Origin of the sequence: Rhodococcus sp. D-6 (genome assembly GCF_040256695.1) — a bacterium.
Taxonomy (GTDB): domain Bacteria; phylum Actinomycetota; class Actinomycetes; order Mycobacteriales; family Mycobacteriaceae; genus Rhodococcus; species Rhodococcus pyridinivorans.
In genome coordinates, this window is record NZ_CP132970.1 from 527200 (window position 1) to 543986 (window position 16787).

Annotated in this window: 15 protein-coding genes; 10 read left to right on the forward strand and 5 right to left on the reverse strand. The window is 69.7% G+C overall.

Annotated features, from left to right (window positions below; translation table 11 throughout):
* The first annotated feature begins 36 nt into the window (after positions 1 to 36).
* Complete coding sequence (locus RBB84_RS02640) at positions 37 to 477, forward strand: hypothetical protein (protein ID WP_006550579.1); 441 nt, start codon at positions 37 to 39, stop codon at positions 475 to 477.
* Here the strand turns inward: RBB84_RS02640 and RBB84_RS02645 are convergent.
* From RBB84_RS02645 to RBB84_RS02655, 3 genes are read right to left on the reverse strand one after another with little or no spacing between them, the layout of a single operon-like run.
* A complete protein-coding gene (locus RBB84_RS02645) occupies positions 434 to 1192 on the reverse strand; it encodes a uracil-DNA glycosylase (protein WP_019288045.1) in 759 nt (252 codons plus the stop codon). The genes RBB84_RS02640 and RBB84_RS02645 overlap by 44 nt on opposite strands.
* Positions 1189 to 2694 carry a PH domain-containing protein gene (locus RBB84_RS02650; RefSeq protein ID WP_064255856.1) on the reverse strand — a complete coding sequence of 502 codons (1506 nt, stop codon included), beginning with the start codon at positions 2692 to 2694 and terminating at the stop codon, positions 1189 to 1191. The genes RBB84_RS02645 and RBB84_RS02650 overlap by 4 nt, the downstream gene beginning before the upstream one ends.
* Positions 2691 to 3248, reverse strand: coding sequence for a PH domain-containing protein (locus RBB84_RS02655; RefSeq protein WP_006550576.1), 558 nt, complete (start codon positions 3246 to 3248; stop codon positions 2691 to 2693). Before RBB84_RS02655 ends, RBB84_RS02650 begins: the two co-directional genes overlap by 4 nt.
* A 101-nt stretch (positions 3249 to 3349) precedes the next feature.
* On the opposite strand from RBB84_RS02655, the gene RBB84_RS02660 reads away from it, so the two are divergent.
* The 8 genes from RBB84_RS02660 (at position 3350) to RBB84_RS02695 (ending at position 13240) form a co-directional block, all read left to right on the forward strand.
* On the forward strand, positions 3350 to 3547 hold the full coding sequence (locus tag RBB84_RS02660; protein ID WP_006550575.1) for a hypothetical protein: 198 nt from the start codon (positions 3350 to 3352) through the stop codon (positions 3545 to 3547).
* Between the two features lie 46 nt (positions 3548 to 3593).
* Positions 3594 to 6191, forward strand: a complete 2598-nt coding sequence (locus RBB84_RS02665) for a bifunctional FO biosynthesis protein CofGH (RefSeq protein ID WP_024103426.1) — start codon at positions 3594 to 3596, stop codon at positions 6189 to 6191.
* A 154-nt stretch (positions 6192 to 6345) separates the two neighbouring features.
* Positions 6346 to 6669 carry a ferredoxin gene (gene fdxA, locus RBB84_RS02670; protein ID WP_006550573.1) on the forward strand — a complete coding sequence of 108 codons (324 nt, stop codon included), beginning with the start codon at positions 6346 to 6348 and terminating at the stop codon, positions 6667 to 6669.
* Between the two features lie 22 nt (positions 6670 to 6691).
* Positions 6692 to 7804, forward strand: a complete 1113-nt coding sequence (dapC, locus tag RBB84_RS02675; protein ID WP_217636625.1) for a succinyldiaminopimelate transaminase — start codon at positions 6692 to 6694, stop codon at positions 7802 to 7804.
* A 49-nt stretch (positions 7805 to 7853) separates the two neighbouring features.
* On the forward strand, positions 7854 to 8558 hold the full coding sequence (locus tag RBB84_RS02680; RefSeq protein ID WP_064255855.1) for a hypothetical protein: 705 nt from the start codon (positions 7854 to 7856) through the stop codon (positions 8556 to 8558).
* A 57-nt stretch (positions 8559 to 8615) separates the two neighbouring features.
* The gene (locus tag RBB84_RS02685; protein WP_064255903.1) at positions 8616 to 10046 is read left to right on the forward strand and encodes an acyl-CoA synthetase; all 1431 of its coding nucleotides are present in this window, start codon (positions 8616 to 8618) and stop codon (positions 10044 to 10046) included.
* Between the two features lie 170 nt (positions 10047 to 10216).
* Positions 10217 to 11470 (forward strand): helix-turn-helix domain-containing protein, encoded by a 1254-nt coding sequence (locus RBB84_RS02690; RefSeq protein ID WP_006550569.1) that lies wholly within the window; start codon positions 10217 to 10219, stop codon positions 11468 to 11470.
* 153 nt (positions 11471 to 11623) lie between these two features.
* A complete protein-coding gene (locus RBB84_RS02695; protein ID WP_231911967.1) occupies positions 11624 to 13240 on the forward strand; it encodes a substrate-binding domain-containing protein in 1617 nt (538 codons plus the stop codon).
* Here the strand turns inward: RBB84_RS02695 and RBB84_RS02700 are convergent.
* Positions 13209 to 14618 (reverse strand): amino acid permease, encoded by a 1410-nt coding sequence (locus RBB84_RS02700; protein ID WP_006550567.1) that lies wholly within the window; start codon positions 14616 to 14618, stop codon positions 13209 to 13211. The genes RBB84_RS02695 and RBB84_RS02700 overlap by 32 nt on opposite strands.
* Positions 14619 to 14653: 35 nt before the next feature.
* A complete protein-coding gene (gene dapD, locus RBB84_RS02705) occupies positions 14654 to 15607 on the reverse strand; it encodes a 2,3,4,5-tetrahydropyridine-2,6-dicarboxylate N-succinyltransferase (RefSeq protein ID WP_064255853.1) in 954 nt (317 codons plus the stop codon).
* Between the two features lie 98 nt (positions 15608 to 15705).
* Between dapD and dapE the strand changes: the two genes are divergently transcribed.
* Complete coding sequence (gene dapE / locus RBB84_RS02710) at positions 15706 to 16782, forward strand: succinyl-diaminopimelate desuccinylase (protein WP_064255852.1); 1077 nt, start codon at positions 15706 to 15708, stop codon at positions 16780 to 16782.
* Positions 16783 to 16787: the final 5 nt, after the last annotated feature.

Genomic DNA, 16787 nt, shown 5'->3' on the forward strand with positions numbered 1-16787 from the left:
TGCGCTCGGGCGAGTCCGGTAGCGCACCATCGAAGCATGACGGTCGATCCAGCAACCGCTGCACCCCTCGCGTCACCGGTGGACGTCCAACCCCGCCGGGGGCTCGTCGCGCTGCTCGTGCTCGACGGTGCGCTGTGCGCCCTGTTGTCGGTCTTCTATCTCGGCGTGTACATCGCCGGAGTGCCCTTCCCGATCACCATCCTGCTGGCCGGCCTCGTCAACCTGCTGCTGGTGATGGCCCTCCGCGCCGAGACCGGATCCCTGCGCAGCGCGACCCTGCCGCTGCTGGCCTGGGCCGTCGTCTTCCTCGTCTGCCTCGTGGGCGGTCCGGGCGGCGACCAGCTAGCGCTCGGCGACTGGCGGACCCTGCTGCTGCCCGTGGCCGCGCTCGCCCCCGCCGGCGGCTACCTGTTCTCGGCCCGCATCAGGGAGATCACCCAGGCAGTGGGAGGGACGCAGCCCGCGCCGCGTCCCTGAGCACCTCGGTCACCATCTCCTTCGTCAACCGGCCGGTGAAGGTGTTCTGCTGGCTTACGTGATAGCAACCGAACAGGTGCAACGGGTGCTCCCGCGCCTCGGTGGCAGCGAGCAGCACATGTGCGCCGTGCCCGAACTTGGGGCGGGGAACCGGAATCGTCCACCCCGCCGCCGACAGGACCGGCAGTAGTGCCTGCCACCCGAACCCGCCGAGCACGACGACCGACCTCAGCGTGGGGGAGAGCAGGTCGAGTTCCTGTTCGAGCCAGTGCCGGCAGGTGTCGCGTTCGACGACCGTGGGGCGATTGGCCGGGGGCGCGCAGTGCACCGGCGACGTGATGCGCGTGCCGAACAGTTCGAGGCCGTCGCCGATGTGCGTCGCGGTCGGTTGCGACGCCAGTCCCGCGTCGTACAGGGCCGCGTACAGCACGTCGCCCGACCGGTCGCCCGTGAACATCCGTCCTGTGCGGTTCCCGCCGTGCGCGGCGGGCGCCAGCCCGACGATCAGCAGGGACGCATCGGCCGGGCCGAAGCCCGGGACGGGCCGGCCCCAGTACTCCTCGTCGCGGAAGGCCGCCCGTTTCTCCCGCGCGACCTGCTCACGCCATGCGACCAGCCGCGGACACGCGTGGCAGTCGACGAGCGCGTCGTCGAGCTCGGCCAGCGTCGCCGGGGGAGTGCCGTGCAGGGGGCCTTTGCCGGATGTCGGCTTCATCGGTCGATCCATGCTTCTCCCATACCCGGTGTGACCTCCTGGACAAGCGCCCACGCCTCGTCCACGGGGATGTCGATCACCTCGTAGCGTCCCGCACCCGCCGGCGTCGCCGCGACGACGGTCGCGAGACCGGCACGGCGCTGGAAGAAGGTCTGCCGCACCGTCCAGCCGATCACACCGTCCGCATCGAGACAGATGCGCTGCCGGTCGATCGAACCGCTGCGGGCGACGAGATGTCCGTCGACGACGGCGTGGCCGAGACCCCGGTAGCGGTCCTGCGCCAGCGCGCACGCCCCCGCGACCAGCACCACGACCACCGTGGCGATCACGGCGAACGGCACGTGCCGGTCGGTGACGGTCAGGGCGACGAGCCCGGCGGCGACCACGACGGCCACCGGCCACAGCGTCCGCGTGTAGCGGCGACGACGGGCACGGGGACCGTGACTGCGCAGCGGAACGTCGAGCGGCAGCCCCCCGGTGAGCACCTCGGCCGCGACCCGCCGGACCTCCCCGTCGGGCGCCGACGGCAGGACCAGTGACGAACCGCCCTGTTGCGCGGTTCTGCCCGTCATGACGGCGTCGAGCCGTGCGGCGCCGACGAGCCGCAGCGCCAGCGGTTCGTGCAGCGCGATCCCGCGCAGCCGCGCCCGGTCGAGGGTGGTGTGGCGGGTCGTGAGCAGGCCGTGCGCGATGCGCAGGACCCGTTGGTCGTCGGTCACCCGCAGATCGCCGTAGAGCAGCAGGTACCGCACGCACGCGGCCGGGCTGGCGACGAGCACGACGACCAGCACGAGGATCACGAGCGCGACCACCAGGCCGAGGTCTTCCGCGGTCTCCACCGCGCGGCGGACGACCTGCGATTCGGCGATCGACCGGCCGAGCCCGAACTGGAAGGCGGCACCGGCGACGGCCGCGACGGCGAGCAGTCCCGTCGTGGAGAACGGCGCGTAGCGCACCCAGGCCGGGTCGAATCGCGCCAGCTGACGCTCGGTGACGGCAGCGGTCGAGGTCGTCTCGGCCGGCACGTCGTCCTGCTGCCCACCCCTCAGGAGAACGGCACGGAGCTCGGGGACTGCTGCGATCGGAAGGCCGTTGAGTTCGAACCGGTTGCGATCGGCGCCCCCGCTCTGACCCGTGCCGATCTTCACGACCGCGAGGCCCAGCACGCGATGCAGGAGGCGTTGCTCGACGTCCACCGACCGGATGCGGCTGCGGGGGATCGACAACTCGCGTCGTTGCAGCAGGCCGCGGCGGAGTTCGACGTGCTCTGGTCCTACGCGGTAGGTGGTGGTGAACCAGCGCAGCAGACCGACCAGCACGAGCACGCCCGTCGCCGCGAGGCCCCACACGGGATTGCCGCTGGTGGACCCGATGACGAACGAGCCTGCGAGGACGGGCAGCAGGCGCAGGATCTCCTCGATCGGGTGGATCAGCAGCATCCGGCGATCGAGACGCGACCACGGCACCTCCTCGTCCGTCCCGGCCACGAGGGCGTCGTTCATGTCGCGTCCGTCTCCGAGCTCGCCGCGAGTGCGGTCAGGCGAGCGACGGTCTCGTCGGCGACCCGGCTGTCGAGCCCGACGATCTCCACCGCACCCGCCGCCGAGGCGGTGGTGACGGTGACGGTGGTCAGGCCGAGCCACCGGTCGAGCGGTCCCCGCTCGGTGTCGACGGTCTGGATCCGGGAGATCGGTGCGATGCGGTGCTCCTGCGTCCACCAACCCGAACGCGTGTAGACCGCGGTCTCGTCCATCTCCCAGCGATGGACGCGGTATCGCCAGACCGGCACCACCGCGACGTGCAGTCCACCGAGGACGACGGTCGCGGCCGCGGCGGCGACGTGCCACCCGGCGCCCACCGGCGTGACGAGCACCCACACGACCTGCGCGACGACCAGCGGCAACCACATCAGCGCTGCGCTCACGGCCCACAGCACACGCGCCTTCGGGCTCGGCCGCCACGACGGTTCCCTCATCACCACGCTCGTCGCTGCCGTGTTGTCGGCCGACCCCGCCGGCGAACTCTCGTCGTCCTCCACCCGCACCTCCTGCTCCATCGGGCCCCGTGTCCGGTTCCACGCTAGGCTGGGATCCGTAGAACCCGGCCGGACTCGCCCGATCCGATCTCACGATCGGGCCCTATCAGGAGGAGATCGCAATGACGGAGTCGAATGCGCTCGGCATCGAGATCCAGTCCGACAACGATTCCGAGGCCGACCGGCTCGAGCAGGCCATTCCCGTCTACGACGATCCTGCCGACGACCTGCCTTCGGACGTGCCCCTCGAAGCCGACCCGGCAGACACCTACGAGCAGTCCCGCGAAGTCCCGGCGGACGACGACTACCCGCGCGGATAGACCCCGAAGTGGCATGGGGGGTGCTCGTAGGCGCATGATCGGGCCCATGACCGATTCCGCAGACGACACCCCGCAGTCCGCGATGCTCCCGACCCCCACCGTGCGTCCCGGCGCTGCGCACCGATCCACGGCGACTCCCTCGGGAATGCGTCGAGCGTTGCGTCGGGCTCGCGACGGGGTCGCACTGAACGTCGACGAAGCGGCGGTCCTGCTGCAGGCCCGGGGTGCCGATCTCGAGGATCTCTGTGCGTCGGCGGCGCGGGTGCGCGATGCCGGCCTTCTCGCGGAGGGTCGACCCGGCACGGTCACCTATTCGCGCAAGGTCTTCGTCCCCATCACCCGGCTGTGCCGGGACCGATGCCACTACTGCACCTTCGTCACCGTCCCCGGCAAGCTCCGCGCCGAGGGTCACGGCATGTATCTCGAACCCGACGAGATCCTCGAGATCGCCCGTCAGGGAGCCGAACTGGGTTGCAAGGAAGCCTTGTTCACACTCGGCGACCGGCCCGAGGACCGGTGGCCCGAAGCGAAGCAGTGGCTCGACGAGCGCGGCTACGATTCCACCCTCGACTACGTGCGAGCGATGGCGATCCGCGTCCTCGAGGAGACCGGTCTGCTGCCGCACCTCAATCCCGGGGTGATGAGCTGGGCCGAGATCTCGCGGCTGAAGCCGGTCGCCCCGTCGATGGGCATGATGCTCGAGACCACCTCCGAACGGTTGTTCACCGAGAAGGGGCAGTGCCACTACGGCAGCCCCGACAAGGATCCGGCGGTGCGGCTGCGGGTGCTCACCGATGCGGGCCGACTCGCGGTGCCGTTCACCACCGGCATCCTCGTCGGCATCGGTGAGGACTTCACCGAGCGTGCCGAATCGATCCACGCGATCCGTAAGTCGCACAAGGCATTCGGTCATATCCAGGAAGTAATCGTCCAGAACTTCCGCGCCAAGGACGACACCGCGATGCGCGAGCACGACGACGCCGATCTCGACGAGTTCCTCGCCGCGATCGCCGTCGCGCGGCTCGTCCTCGGGCCGGGAATGCGCATCCAGGCCCCGCCGAATCTCGTCTCGCTCGACGAGTGCCGCGCGCTGCTCGGGGCGGGTGTCGACGACTGGGGTGGTGTCTCGCCGTTGACGCCCGATCACGTCAACCCCGAACGGCCCTGGCCGAATCTCGACACCCTGGCGCGCCTGAGCTCCGAGGCCGGCTTCGAGCTCACCGAGCGGATCGCCGCGCAGCCGAAGTACGTGCTCGCCGGGCAGCCGTGGATCGATCCGCGCATCACCGCGCACGTGCACGCCCTCGCCGATCCGGCCACGGGCCTCGCGCGCGAGGTGATCCCGTCCGGACTGCCCTGGCAGGAACCCGACATCGACTGGGAGTCGTCGGGTCGCGTCGATCTGAACTCCGAGATCGACGTGACCGGACGCAACACCGAGCACCGGTCCGATCTCGGGAGCGCTTTCGGCGACTGGGAGACCGTCCGCGAACAGGTGCTCGAGCTGGGCGCCTCCGCACCGGTGCGGCTCGACAGCGACGTGCTCTCGGCGCTGCGCTCCGCCGAACGGGATCCGGGCGGTTGCACCGAAGCGGAGTACATCGCCCTCGCCAACGCCGACGGCGCCGGTCTCGAAGCACTCGTGGCGCTCGCCGACCAGCTGCGCCGCGACACCGTCGGCGACGACGTCACCTATGTCGTCAACCGGAACATCAACTTCACCAACATCTGCTACACCGGCTGCCGGTTCTGCGCCTTCGCGCAGCGCAAGGGCGACGCCGACGCGTTCACCCTCTCGGCGAGCGAGGTCGCCGACCGGGCGTGGGAGGCGCACGTCGCCGGCGCCACCGAGGTGTGCATGCAGGGCGGTATCGATCCGGAACTGCCGGTGACCGGCTACGCCGATCTCGTCCGCGCCGTCAAGGCGCGGGTGCCGTCGATGCACGTCCACGCGTTCTCGCCGATGGAGATCGTCAACGGTGTCGCGCGCAGCGGCACGTCGATCCGGGACTGGCTCACCGAACTGCGTGAGGCCGGGCTCGACACCATCCCGGGCACCGCCGCGGAGATCCTCGACGACGAGGTGCGGTGGGTGCTCACGAAGGGCAAGCTCCCGACCGCCGAGTGGATCGAGGTGGTGACCACCGCGCACGAGGTGGGCCTGCGATCGAGCTCGACGATGATGTACGGGCACGTCGACCAGCCGCACCACTGGGTCGGCCACCTCGAGGTGATCCGCGGGATCCAGGACCGCACGGGCGGATTCACCGAGTTCGTGCTGTTGCCCTTCGTGCACCAGTCGTCGCCGCTGTATCTGGCCGGCGCGTCGCGTCCCGGCCCGACCATGCGCGACAACCGTGCCGCGCACGCCCTCGCCCGGGTCATGCTGCACGGCCGGATCGACAACATCCAGACCAGCTGGGTCAAGCTGGGTGTCGCCGGGACGCAGGCCATGCTCGAGGGCGGGGCGAACGATCTCGGCGGCACGCTCATGGAGGAGACGATCTCGCGCATGGCGGGCTCGCAGCACGGTTCGGAGAAGACCGTCGCCGAACTGGTCGCGATCGCCGAGGGCATCGGGCGGCCGGCGCGCCAACGGACCACCGCGTACACGCCGATCGAGCTCCCGGTCACCGCGGGCTGACCCGCCTCGACGGTCTGCACTCTGAAGTAGGGGACCCTTACTCCGGTGTGTGGCACGGGCACGGGGGATACTGGAGGACCGTGGGCGCCGAGGGTGCCCGCTCGGGCGAGACCGCGCAGGTCGGCGGGCTTACAGAGAGGCAGGGAGAACAGCAGTGACGTACACGATTGCGGAACCGTGCGTGGACGTGTTGGACAAGGCATGCATCGAGGAGTGCCCCGTCGACTGCATCTACGAGGGCGGTCGCATGCTGTACATCCACCCCGACGAGTGCGTCGACTGCGGTGCGTGCGAGCCCGTGTGCCCCGTCGAAGCGATCTTCTACGAGGACGACGTCCCGGACGAGTGGTCCGAGTACGTCAAGGCCAACGTCGACTTCTTCAACGATCTCGGCTCGCCCGGTGGCGCCGCGAAGCTCGGCAAGGTCGACTACGACCCGCCGTTCGTCAAGAATCTCCCTCCCATGGGCGAAGAGTGACGAACGGACCGGTGGAACTTTCGTGAGCACGCGTGTCCGCCGTTCGGTGGCGAAGAGCCTGCCGGACTTCCCCTGGGATTCCCTGACCGACGCGAAGGCGAAGGCAGCGGCGCATCCCGACGGCATCGTCAACCTGTCGGTGGGCACACCGGTCGACCCGGTCGCCCCCGTGATCCGGGAGGCGCTCGTCTCCGTCGCGGAGGAGCCGGGCTACCCGACCACGCACGGCACCGCCGAACTGCGGCGGGCGGCCGTGGGTGCGCTCGAACGTCGCTACGGCATCACCGGTCTCGACGACTCGGCGATCCTGCCGGCGATCGGCACCAAGGAGATGATCGCCTGGCTGCCGTCGCTGCTCGGCCTCGGTGCCGACGATCTCGTCGTGATCCCCGAACTGGCGTACCCGACCTACGAGGTGGGCGGGCTGCTCGCCGGTGCCCGCATCATCCGCGCCGACGGGCTGACCCGCCTCGGCCCCGAGGTCGCGTCGCTGGTCTTCGTGAACTCGCCGTCGAACCCCACCGGCAAGGTGCTCGGACCCGACCACCTGCGCAAGGTCGTCGACTGGGCGCGCAGCCGCAACGCGATCGTCGTCTCCGACGAGTGTTATCTCGGGCTCACCTGGGAGTGTGAGGCCCTGTCGATCCTGCACCCGAACGTGTGCGGGGGCGACCACACCAACCTCCTCGCGGTGCACTCGCTGTCGAAGACCTCCAATCTCGCGAGCTACCGGGCCGGTTTCGTCACCGGCGACGCCGACCTCGTCGCCGACCTGCTCGAGGTCCGCAAGCACTCCGGCATGATGCTGCCGCTGCCGATCCAGGCCGCGATGACCGCGGCACTGAACGACGACGAGCACGAGAACGCGCAGCGCGAGAAGTACCGCAAGCGTCGCGAGGTGCTCCTCGAGGCCGTGCGCGGCGCCGGCTTCACCGTCGACCATTCGGAGGCGGGCCTGTACCTGTGGGCGACGCGCGGTGAGGGATGCCGCGCGACCGTCGACTGGTTCGCCGACCGCGGCATCCTCGTCGCACCCGGCGAGTTCTACGGTCCCGGAGGTGTCCTGCACGTCCGGATCGCGCTCACCGCGACCGACGACGCCATCGACGCCGCCGCTGCCCGACTGCGCCGATAGAGCGCGCCGACGCACCGCTCAGCGAGCAGCTCGCCAGTAGATTGGCCCTGTGAGTTCGTCCGGTGAGGATCCGCTGCTATGGGTGCTCTACGTCGCCGTGGTGGCCATCGCTGCGGTGAGCGCGTCACGCTCCCATGCGGGAAGTTCCGCGCACGCGACGACGCGATCGTTCTGGTGGCCTCCGCCGGTCGCGGCGACGATCCTGTGGTCGGTGGTCGCGGTGGCCTCGCTCGCGCGACTGGTCTTCCCGGGACTGCTCGACGCCTTCCGGCGGCAGCCGGTCCGCACCCGGGACTCGGGGGAGTGGTGGCGCGTCCTCACCGCAGGTCTGATCGAGGACGGCGGCGTGCTCCTCACCGTCGTGAACCTGCTGTTGCTCGCGGTGGTCGCCATCGCGATCGTGCGGGTGTGGGGGTGGTACCGCGCACTCGGGTTGTTCCTGGTCGGCCAGGTGCTGTGGGGGTTGTTCACCACCTTCGTCTTCCCGTCCGACGGCGCGGGAACAACCGGCGCGACGCTCGCGGCGGCCGCGACTCTCGCGGGACTGTGGCCGGTCGTCGGAGCGACACGCTCGCTGCTCGTCGCCTCCGCGGCGACCTTCCTTCTCGGTGTGGTCCTCGTGATCGCGGGCGATGCGCACGGCGTGGCCGTCCTCATCGGAATGCTGCTGGGCGCGGTCCTGGCCACCGTGCTTCCCCCGGCACATCTGGCGCGGACATCGATGTCCGCGGCGCGCGGCGACATCCACACCTGACCGCCACACCCGACCGCCCCCGCGAGGCTGCGGCATCGATATGGAATCGTGGCTGTCGTGTCTGCACTGCTTCGTTCGCTGAATCCGCTGGCCGTCGCGCGCGGCGACGATCTCCCGGACGTCGTCCGTATCGACGGCCACACCTTCTCCCGCAGCGATCTGCTCGGCGCGGCCACCGCGGTCGCGGCGCGGGTGGCGCGCGCCGATCGGGTGGCCGTGCTCGCGACTCCGAGCGCGACCACCGTCGTCGCCGTGACCGGTGCCCTGCTCGCCGGGACGACCGTGGTGCCGGTGCCACCGGACTCGGGGCCCGCCGAACTCGCCCACATCCTGACGGACTCGGGCGCGCAGGCCTGGCTCGGTCCGGCGCCGGAGGTGCAGCATCCCGACGTTCCGCAGTTGCCGAGCCTGCCGGTCCGCCTGCACGCCCGCGACTGGCACCACCTGCCCGAGCCGAACCCGGCGCGAATCGCGTTCGTGCTCTACACCTCCGGGACCACCGGCGCTCCGAAGGGTGTGCTGCTGAGCCGCCGGGCGATCGCCGCGGGCATCGACGCGCTCGCCGAGGCGTGGGCCTGGACCGAGCGCGACACGCTCGTCCACGGGCTGCCGCTGTTCCACGTGCACGGACTCGTGCTCGGTGTGGTCGGAGCCCTGCGGGTGGGCAGCCGGCTGATCCACACCGGGAAGCCCACTCCGCAGGCCTACGCCGAAGCGCAGGGATCCCTCTACTTCGGGGTGCCGACGGTGTGGACACGCGTCGTCGAGGACGAGGACTCCGCCCGCGCGCTCAGCGGCGCGCGACTGCTCGTCTCCGGCAGCGCGCCGCTGCCGGTGCCGGTCTTCGAACGACTGCGTGAGCTCACGGGACTGGTTCCGATCGAGCGCTACGGCATGAGCGAGACGATGCTGACGCTCAGCACGCGCGTCGACGGCGAGCGCCGTCCCGGCTGGGTCGGCACGCCGGTGGCCCGGGTCGAGACGCGCCTGCGCGACGAGCAGGGCCGCGACGTGCCCCACGACGGGGAGAGCATCGGCGTCTTGCAGGTGCGTGGACCGATGCTCTTCGACGGCTACCTGAACAGGCCGGAGGCCACCGCGGCCGCGTGGACCGAGGACGGATGGTTCGTCACCGGCGACGTGGCGGCCGTCGACGAGGGCGGATTCCACCGCATCGTGGGTCGCGAGTCGACCGATCTGATCAAGACCGGGGGGTTCCGGGTGGGTGCGGGGGAGATCGAGACCGTTCTGCTCGGTCATCCCGCGGTGCGGGAGGTGGCCGTGGTGGGCCTGCCCGACGACGACCTCGGTCAGCGGATCGTCGCGTTCGTGGTGCCCGCCGCCGACGGCCCCCAAGTCGACGGGTCGGAACTGATCGACCTTGTCGCACAACAGCTTTCCGTGCACAAGCGGCCCCGGGAGGTGCGTGTGGTGGGTGACCTTCCACGCAATGCGATGGGCAAGGTGCAGAAGAAGAAACTGGGCTGACAGGGTCGGTGGGGGCGCCCGCGGGCAGGTTCCTATCACCGGAACTTCGTGGAAAATCGGTCACAGGGGTTGCATGTGTCACACTGCGAGGCGGATTCTCTACTGCACCGTATGTAGATCTACTCACTTCGATGGGGGTTCGAGGGATGTCTGTAACGGATCAGGTCCGGGTGACCGGGCACGATCGTCGGGGGGACGGTGACAACGCTCCGCTCTTCCTGGTGGACGGGAAGCCCGCGTCCGTTCCGCTGCGCGATCTGCCCGCCGTGGCTCGCAAACTCGTGGCGCACTTCGCCGACAACGTGGCGCCGTGTTCGCTGCGACCGGGCGAATCGCTGCGCGGTGACGTCACCGAGGTCACCGTGCGCTGCCTGCGCATCGCGATCCATCTCCTCGACTCCGGAGAACTACCCTCCGACGCGGAACTCGCCGACCTGCGCAGCAGCGCAGCCCAGTGGGCCCGCGCCGGCTTCCGGCTCGAATACATGCTCCGGATCTATCACGAAGGCATCCGTCTCGGGTGGGAGCTGGTCACCGATCGGGCCCGGGAGGGCGATGTCTCCTCCGTCGCCGACGCGTCCCGCCTGTGGATGGCGCTGCTCGAGAAGGTCACCGTCGCCGCGACCACCGGTTTCGTCGCCGAACTCGACGCCATCCGCCGTGAACGCGACGTCGCCGCGCAGGAACTGGTCGCCGCGCTGCTGAGCGGGCAGGACGCCGCGGCCGTGGCGCAACGCTCCGGGCTGGTGCTCGCCGACACCTACACCGTGCTCGCGGTCTCGCTCACCCGACATCCCGACGAACGCAATCCGCACGTGCGGCCGGAGGTCGTCGCGCGGCGCACCCTGCGCCGGGTCGAGACCGAACTCGAGGCGATCTGCGAGGGCCGCCACCTCGCGATGCTCGGCCCCGAGGGCGGCACCGTCCTGCTCCCCGAATCGCCCTCGACCGAGGCGATCGAGGAATTCCGGCAGCGCATCGAGACCGTCGCGGGCGTGTCCGTCACGATCGCTCTCGTCCACGCCCCCGTCCGGGAGGTGCCCACCGCGGCGAAGCAGGCCCACGAACTGCTCGATCTGGTGCGACGGCTCGGCCGTGCGGTCGGGGCCTACGGTATGCAGGATCTGGCCCTCGAATACCAGCTCACGCGGCCCGGACCGGCGCGCCGTCACCTCGCACGCGTCCTCGACCCGCTCGACGAATCACCCGAACTCGTCGAGACGCTGGAAACGCACATCGCCCACGACCTGAGCCGCCAGCTCACGGCCAAGACCCTGCACGTCCACGCGAACACTGTCGACTACCGCCTCAAGCGGGTCGCGCAACTCACCGGATTCGATCCCACCCGGCCCTCCGGACTGCGCCAGCTGCAGGCGGCGCTGATCGCTCGACGACTCGAACTGGAGAGCTCCGAACAGGGCTGATATCGCGTCGGATTCGGCTTCCCGAGGCGTGCCGGTCTATATCATCGGTCTCGGGCGACCGAGGGTCGTCACCCGGAGTGAGCACGAGGGGGCCGACGCATGGCGGGGGAGTCCGGACCGTCCGAGTCGGATCCGCCGAGCCGTCGTGGCGGCGTGAGTGGGGATGCACGGCCGGGCGGGGGTCGGGCGCGCTGGTTCGTCGTCGCCGTGATCCTCGTCCTCGCGGCCGGATCCGTCGCCTTCCTGTTCGTGGAGCGGCGGAGTGGGTGCGACGACTCCGAGCGCTACACCGTGGCGGTCACCGCCGACCTCGCACCGGTGATCGAGGGGACCTCGGTATCCGGATGTACGGAGTTCGAGGTCGTCGAACAGGAACCGGGGGAGGTGTCGGCGCGACTGGCGACCGACGACGTCCCCGACCTGTGGCTCCCGGCGGGCGGTTGGTGGGCGTCGTGGGCGGGTGAGACCGCCACGGGCCCGGTGCGCACGGTGTCGACACCGCTGGCCACCACGCCGCTCGTGATCGCGGGTGCGCCGGGCACCGTCGAACCGGCGGCCGACTGGCAGGAGGCCCTGTCCGATCCCGGTCTCGTCTTCGGCAATCCATTGCGCTCCGGTCCCGCGGCAGGTGCCATCCGCGCCGTGCTGGCCGAGGCCGCCGACGATCCCGTCGCGATGGGCACGGTCCGTCCCGTCATGGCGCCGCTCGCCGAGCGGGAGGGGGTTCGCGACGAGGAGGTACCTACCGGATCGACCTTGCTCGAGGAGACCGTCGCCGATGGTGGGACGGTGGTGAGCACCGAACAGCAGGTCGAGACCTATCGCAGCGTCCACAAGCGCGAACTGGGCATCGAGGTACCCGTCACCGGGACGCTGCTCGTGGACTATCCGGTGGTCGTGACGGCGCGCGGAGAACGGCACGACGCCGCGGCGGCGGCCGCCACGGCGCTGACCGACGCGCTGCACACGTCCGAAGGACTCGACAGGCTGACCCGTCACGGCTTCCGGGACGGAGGCGGACGACCCCTGCCCGACGGCCGCGGTGCGGGAGCGGTGCCGGTGCTCGAACTCGACGACGAGACCGTCGCCGAGGAGGCGATGAACGTGTGGGCGTTGCAGGCGCTTCCCGTGCGCACCGTGTTCGCGGTGGACGTCTCCGCGTCGATGAACCGTAATCTCGGCGACGAGAGTCGGATCGAACTGGTCCGGCGCGCCGCGACCGCCGCCAACGAGGTCCTGCCCGGGAACGTCTCAGCGGGCCTGTGGCTCTTCGGTGGGGGAGTGAGCGACTACGCCACATTGCCGAACGACCGCGCCGAGGCAACGGGGGACTACATCGTGGCGGCACCGATCCGGCGCTTCGATGCGGTGGTGGACGACGGTACCCAACGCGACCTGCTCACCTCGCTCGTCGCGCAGATGGCCGGTACGGCCGACGAGACCACCGCGCTCTACGACACGATCCTCGCGGCCTTCCGGTACGTGCAGGACAGCTACGATCCGCGCGCGGCCAACAGTGTCGTCGTGGTGACCGACGGCGCCGACAACGGTTCCGCGATGTCGAAGGACGAACTGCTCGCGGTCCTCTCGAACGAGAACGATCCGTCCAGGCCGGTACGGATCGTGACGATCGGACTCGGTGAGGACGTGGACACCGCAACCCTCGAGCAGATCGCCGCGGCGACCGGAGGGGTGAGCTACCGGACGAGCGATCCGCTCGACATCACCGAGCTCGTGCTCACTGCGCTGGCCGATCGGACGGGTGGCTGACCGTCTTGTCGTCGTGGGTGCGGTGCCAGAGCAAGCCGAGCGCCGTGATGATCAGGAACAGCACGAAGGTCGACGCGAGCTGGACCCGGGCCGCGCTGTCGGACAGCATCAGCACGATGAAGCCGATGAGCATCGCGAGCGTGAACCAGCTGAGATAGGGGAACAGCCACATGCGCAGGCGGATGGTGCCTTCGCGCTCGAACTTGCGGCGCAGCCGCAGATGCGAGACGACGATGAACAACCAGATCGCGATGAGCGCCGATCCGACCGCGTTGAGCAGGATCCCGAGGATGGTGTCGGGCAGCAGCCAGTTGAGCCACACGCTGACGAAGCCGAAGAACACCGAGACGAGCACCGCGTTGCGGGGCACTCCGTGGTGGGTGAGCTTACTGAGCCAGGCCGGTCCGTCGCCGCCGCGTGCCAGCGAGTAGGCCATGCGGGAGGTGCCGTAGACGTTGGCGTTGAACGCCGACAGCAGCGCGATCACCACGACGAGTTCCATGAAGCCGGACACGTAGGGGATGCCGGCGATGTCGAGCACCGAGACGAACGGGGAGGTCTCACCGCTCGCCGCGGTCCACGGCAGCACGAGCACCATGATCGAGATCGACCCGAGGTAGAAGACCGAGATCCGCCAGACGACACTGCGCACGGCCGTCGCGATGGACCGTTCCGGATCCTTCGATTCGGCCGCGGCGATCGTGACGATCTCGATGCCGCCGAACGCGAAGGCCACCGCGAGCAGACCGGCCGCAACACCGGCGATCCCGTTGGGCGCGAAACCGTCGCCGTCGCCGAGCAGGTGCGTGGTGCCGACGGGTTCGGTGCCCGGAAGCAGACCGAACACGAGCAGGATGCCGATCACCAGGAACCCGAGGATGACCGCGACCTTCAGTGCCGCGAACCAGAACTCGAACTCACCGAAGTTGGCGACCCTCGCCAGATTGACCACCGCGAAGAAGGTGACGAACACCAGCGCGACCACCCATTGGGGTACGCCCGGCAGCCACGACTGCACGATCGCGGAGGCACCGGTGATCTCGACACCGAGCACCATGATCAGCATGAACCAGTACAGCCACCCCATGCTGAATCCGGCCCAGCGGCCGATTCCGATGCGCGCGTAGTGCGAGAACGAACCGCTCACCGGCAGCGCGGCACCCATCTCGCCGAGCATGCGCATCACGAAGATGATCATCACGCCGGCGAGCAGGTACGAGACGATGATGGCCGGACCGGCTGCGGCGATACCCACTCCGGAACCGAGGAACAGGCCCGCGCCGATGGCGGAGCCGAGTCCCATCATGGTCAGATGGCGGACCTTCAGGCCGCTCCCGAGATGTTCGGCCTCGGACGCGGGCCGCTGGGTTTCACTCACAGTTTCTCGGTTCCGAATCTGTTGTGGGTGCAGAGTCAGTCGTTGGCGTGCAGAGCCGCGTTCAGTTCGACTCCGCTGCCCTTGTTCGGCACGACCTCGACCGCGCCGCTCACCGAGTTGCGTCGCAGCAGGAGGTTGGACGCGCCGCTGAGGGTCGCGGCCTTGACGACGGTGCCGTCAGGGCCGGTGACCTTGGTACCGGCGGTGACGTACAGGCCGGCCTCGACGATGCAGTCGTCGCCGAGCGAGATGCCCACGCCCGCGTTCGCACCGAGCAGGCAGCGCTTGCCGACGGAGATGACCTCCTTGCCGCCACCGGAGAGGGTGCCCATGATCGAGGCGCCTCCACCGACGTCGGAACCGTCGTCGACGACGACACCCGCGGAGATGCGGCCCTCGACCATCGAGTTGCCGAGCGTGCCGGCGTTGAAGTTGACGAAGCCCTCGTGCATCACGGTGGTGCCGGACGCGAGGTGCGCACCGAGGCGGACGCGGTCGGCGTCGGCGATGCGGACACCGGCCGGAACGACGTAGTCGACCATGCGGGGGAACTTGTCGACACCGAAGACTGTCACCGGTCCGCGGATGCGCAGACGGGAGCGCACGGTCTCGAAGTTCTCGAGCGAGCACGGGCCGTAGTTGGTCCACACGACGTTCGCGAGCATGCCGAAGATGCCGTCGAGGCTGAGCCCGTGCGGCTGGACGAGACGGTGCGACAGCAGGTGCAGGCGCAGGTAGACGTCGTGAGTGTCGACGGGCGGCTTCGACAGGTCCGCGATGTCGGTGCGCACCACGACCTGCTGGACCTCGCGCGCCTCGTCGTGACCGGCGACCAGGGCGAGATCGGACGGGATGTCCGTGCCCTCGAGTCGCGTCGTTCCGGTTTCGCTCGGCTCGCCGAGGGCGGGTGCCGGGTACCACGTGTCGAGGACGGTCCCGTCCTCCGTGATGTTCGCGATGCCTACTGCTGATGCTCCGTGTGCACTCACGGGTGAGAAGCGTACGCGAGGCGGTCCTGCGCCTGTGTCCCCCCTGAGAAAATCGTGTGCGGGGTCTGAGGAACAGGCGCGTTTCGTATCGTGCAGGTATGCCCGTACCGCAGCTGGACCTGCACGCCGACCCCGTCGAACTGACCGCCGCGCTCGTCGACATCCCGAGCGTGTCGCAGAACGAGACGCTCATCGCCGACGCCGTGGAGACGGCCCTGCGCGAGCAGACCGACGGCTTCGAGGTCGTGCGCAACGGCAACTGTGTCCTGGCGCGGACGAACCGCGGACTCGGCAGCCGTGTGATGCTCGCCGGCCACCTCGACACCGTCCCGATCGCCGACAACGTGCCGTCGCGGCGCGACGGCGACCTGATGTGGGGCTGCGGCACCTCCGACATGAAGGCCGGCGACGCCGTCTTCCTGCACCTCGCCGCGACCGTCACCGATCTCGCTCACGACCTGACGATCGTGATGTACGACTGCGAGGAGATCGCGGCCGCGTACAACGGGCTCGGACGGATCGAGACCGAACTGCGCGACTGGCTCGACGCGGACGTCGCGATCCTCGGCGAACCCACCTCGGGTGAGATCGAGGCCGGTTGCCAGGGCACCCTGCGGGTGCGCATCACGACCGACGGTGTGCGGGCGCATTCGGCGCGCTCCTGGCTCGGCGACAACGCGATCCACAAGCTCGCTCCCGTGCTCGACCGTCTGGCCCGCTACGAGGCACGGTCGGTCGACATCGACGGTTGTGTGTACCGGGAAGGACTGTCGGCCGTGCACATCGAGGGCGGTGTCGCCGGCAACGTGGTGCCCGACGCCGCTGCGCTCGACGTGAACTTCCGGTTCGCCCCGGATCGCAGCCCCGACAGCGCACTCGCGCACGTCCGGGAGGTCTTCGACGGTCTCGCGATCTCGATGGAACTCACCGACATGTCACCCGGCGCGCTGCCCGGACTGTCGAACCCGGCCGCGGCGGCGCTCGTCGAGGCCGCGGGCGGGAAGTTCCGGGCCAAGTACGGCTGGACCGACGTCTCGCGGTTCGCCGCGCTGGGGATTCCGGCCGTCAACTACGGGCCGGGCGACCCGAACCTCGCGCACAAGCGCGACGAGCACGTCGAGGTCGAGCGGATCACCGAGGTGACCTCCGTTCTGCGCTCCTATCTCACCCGATAACGTGG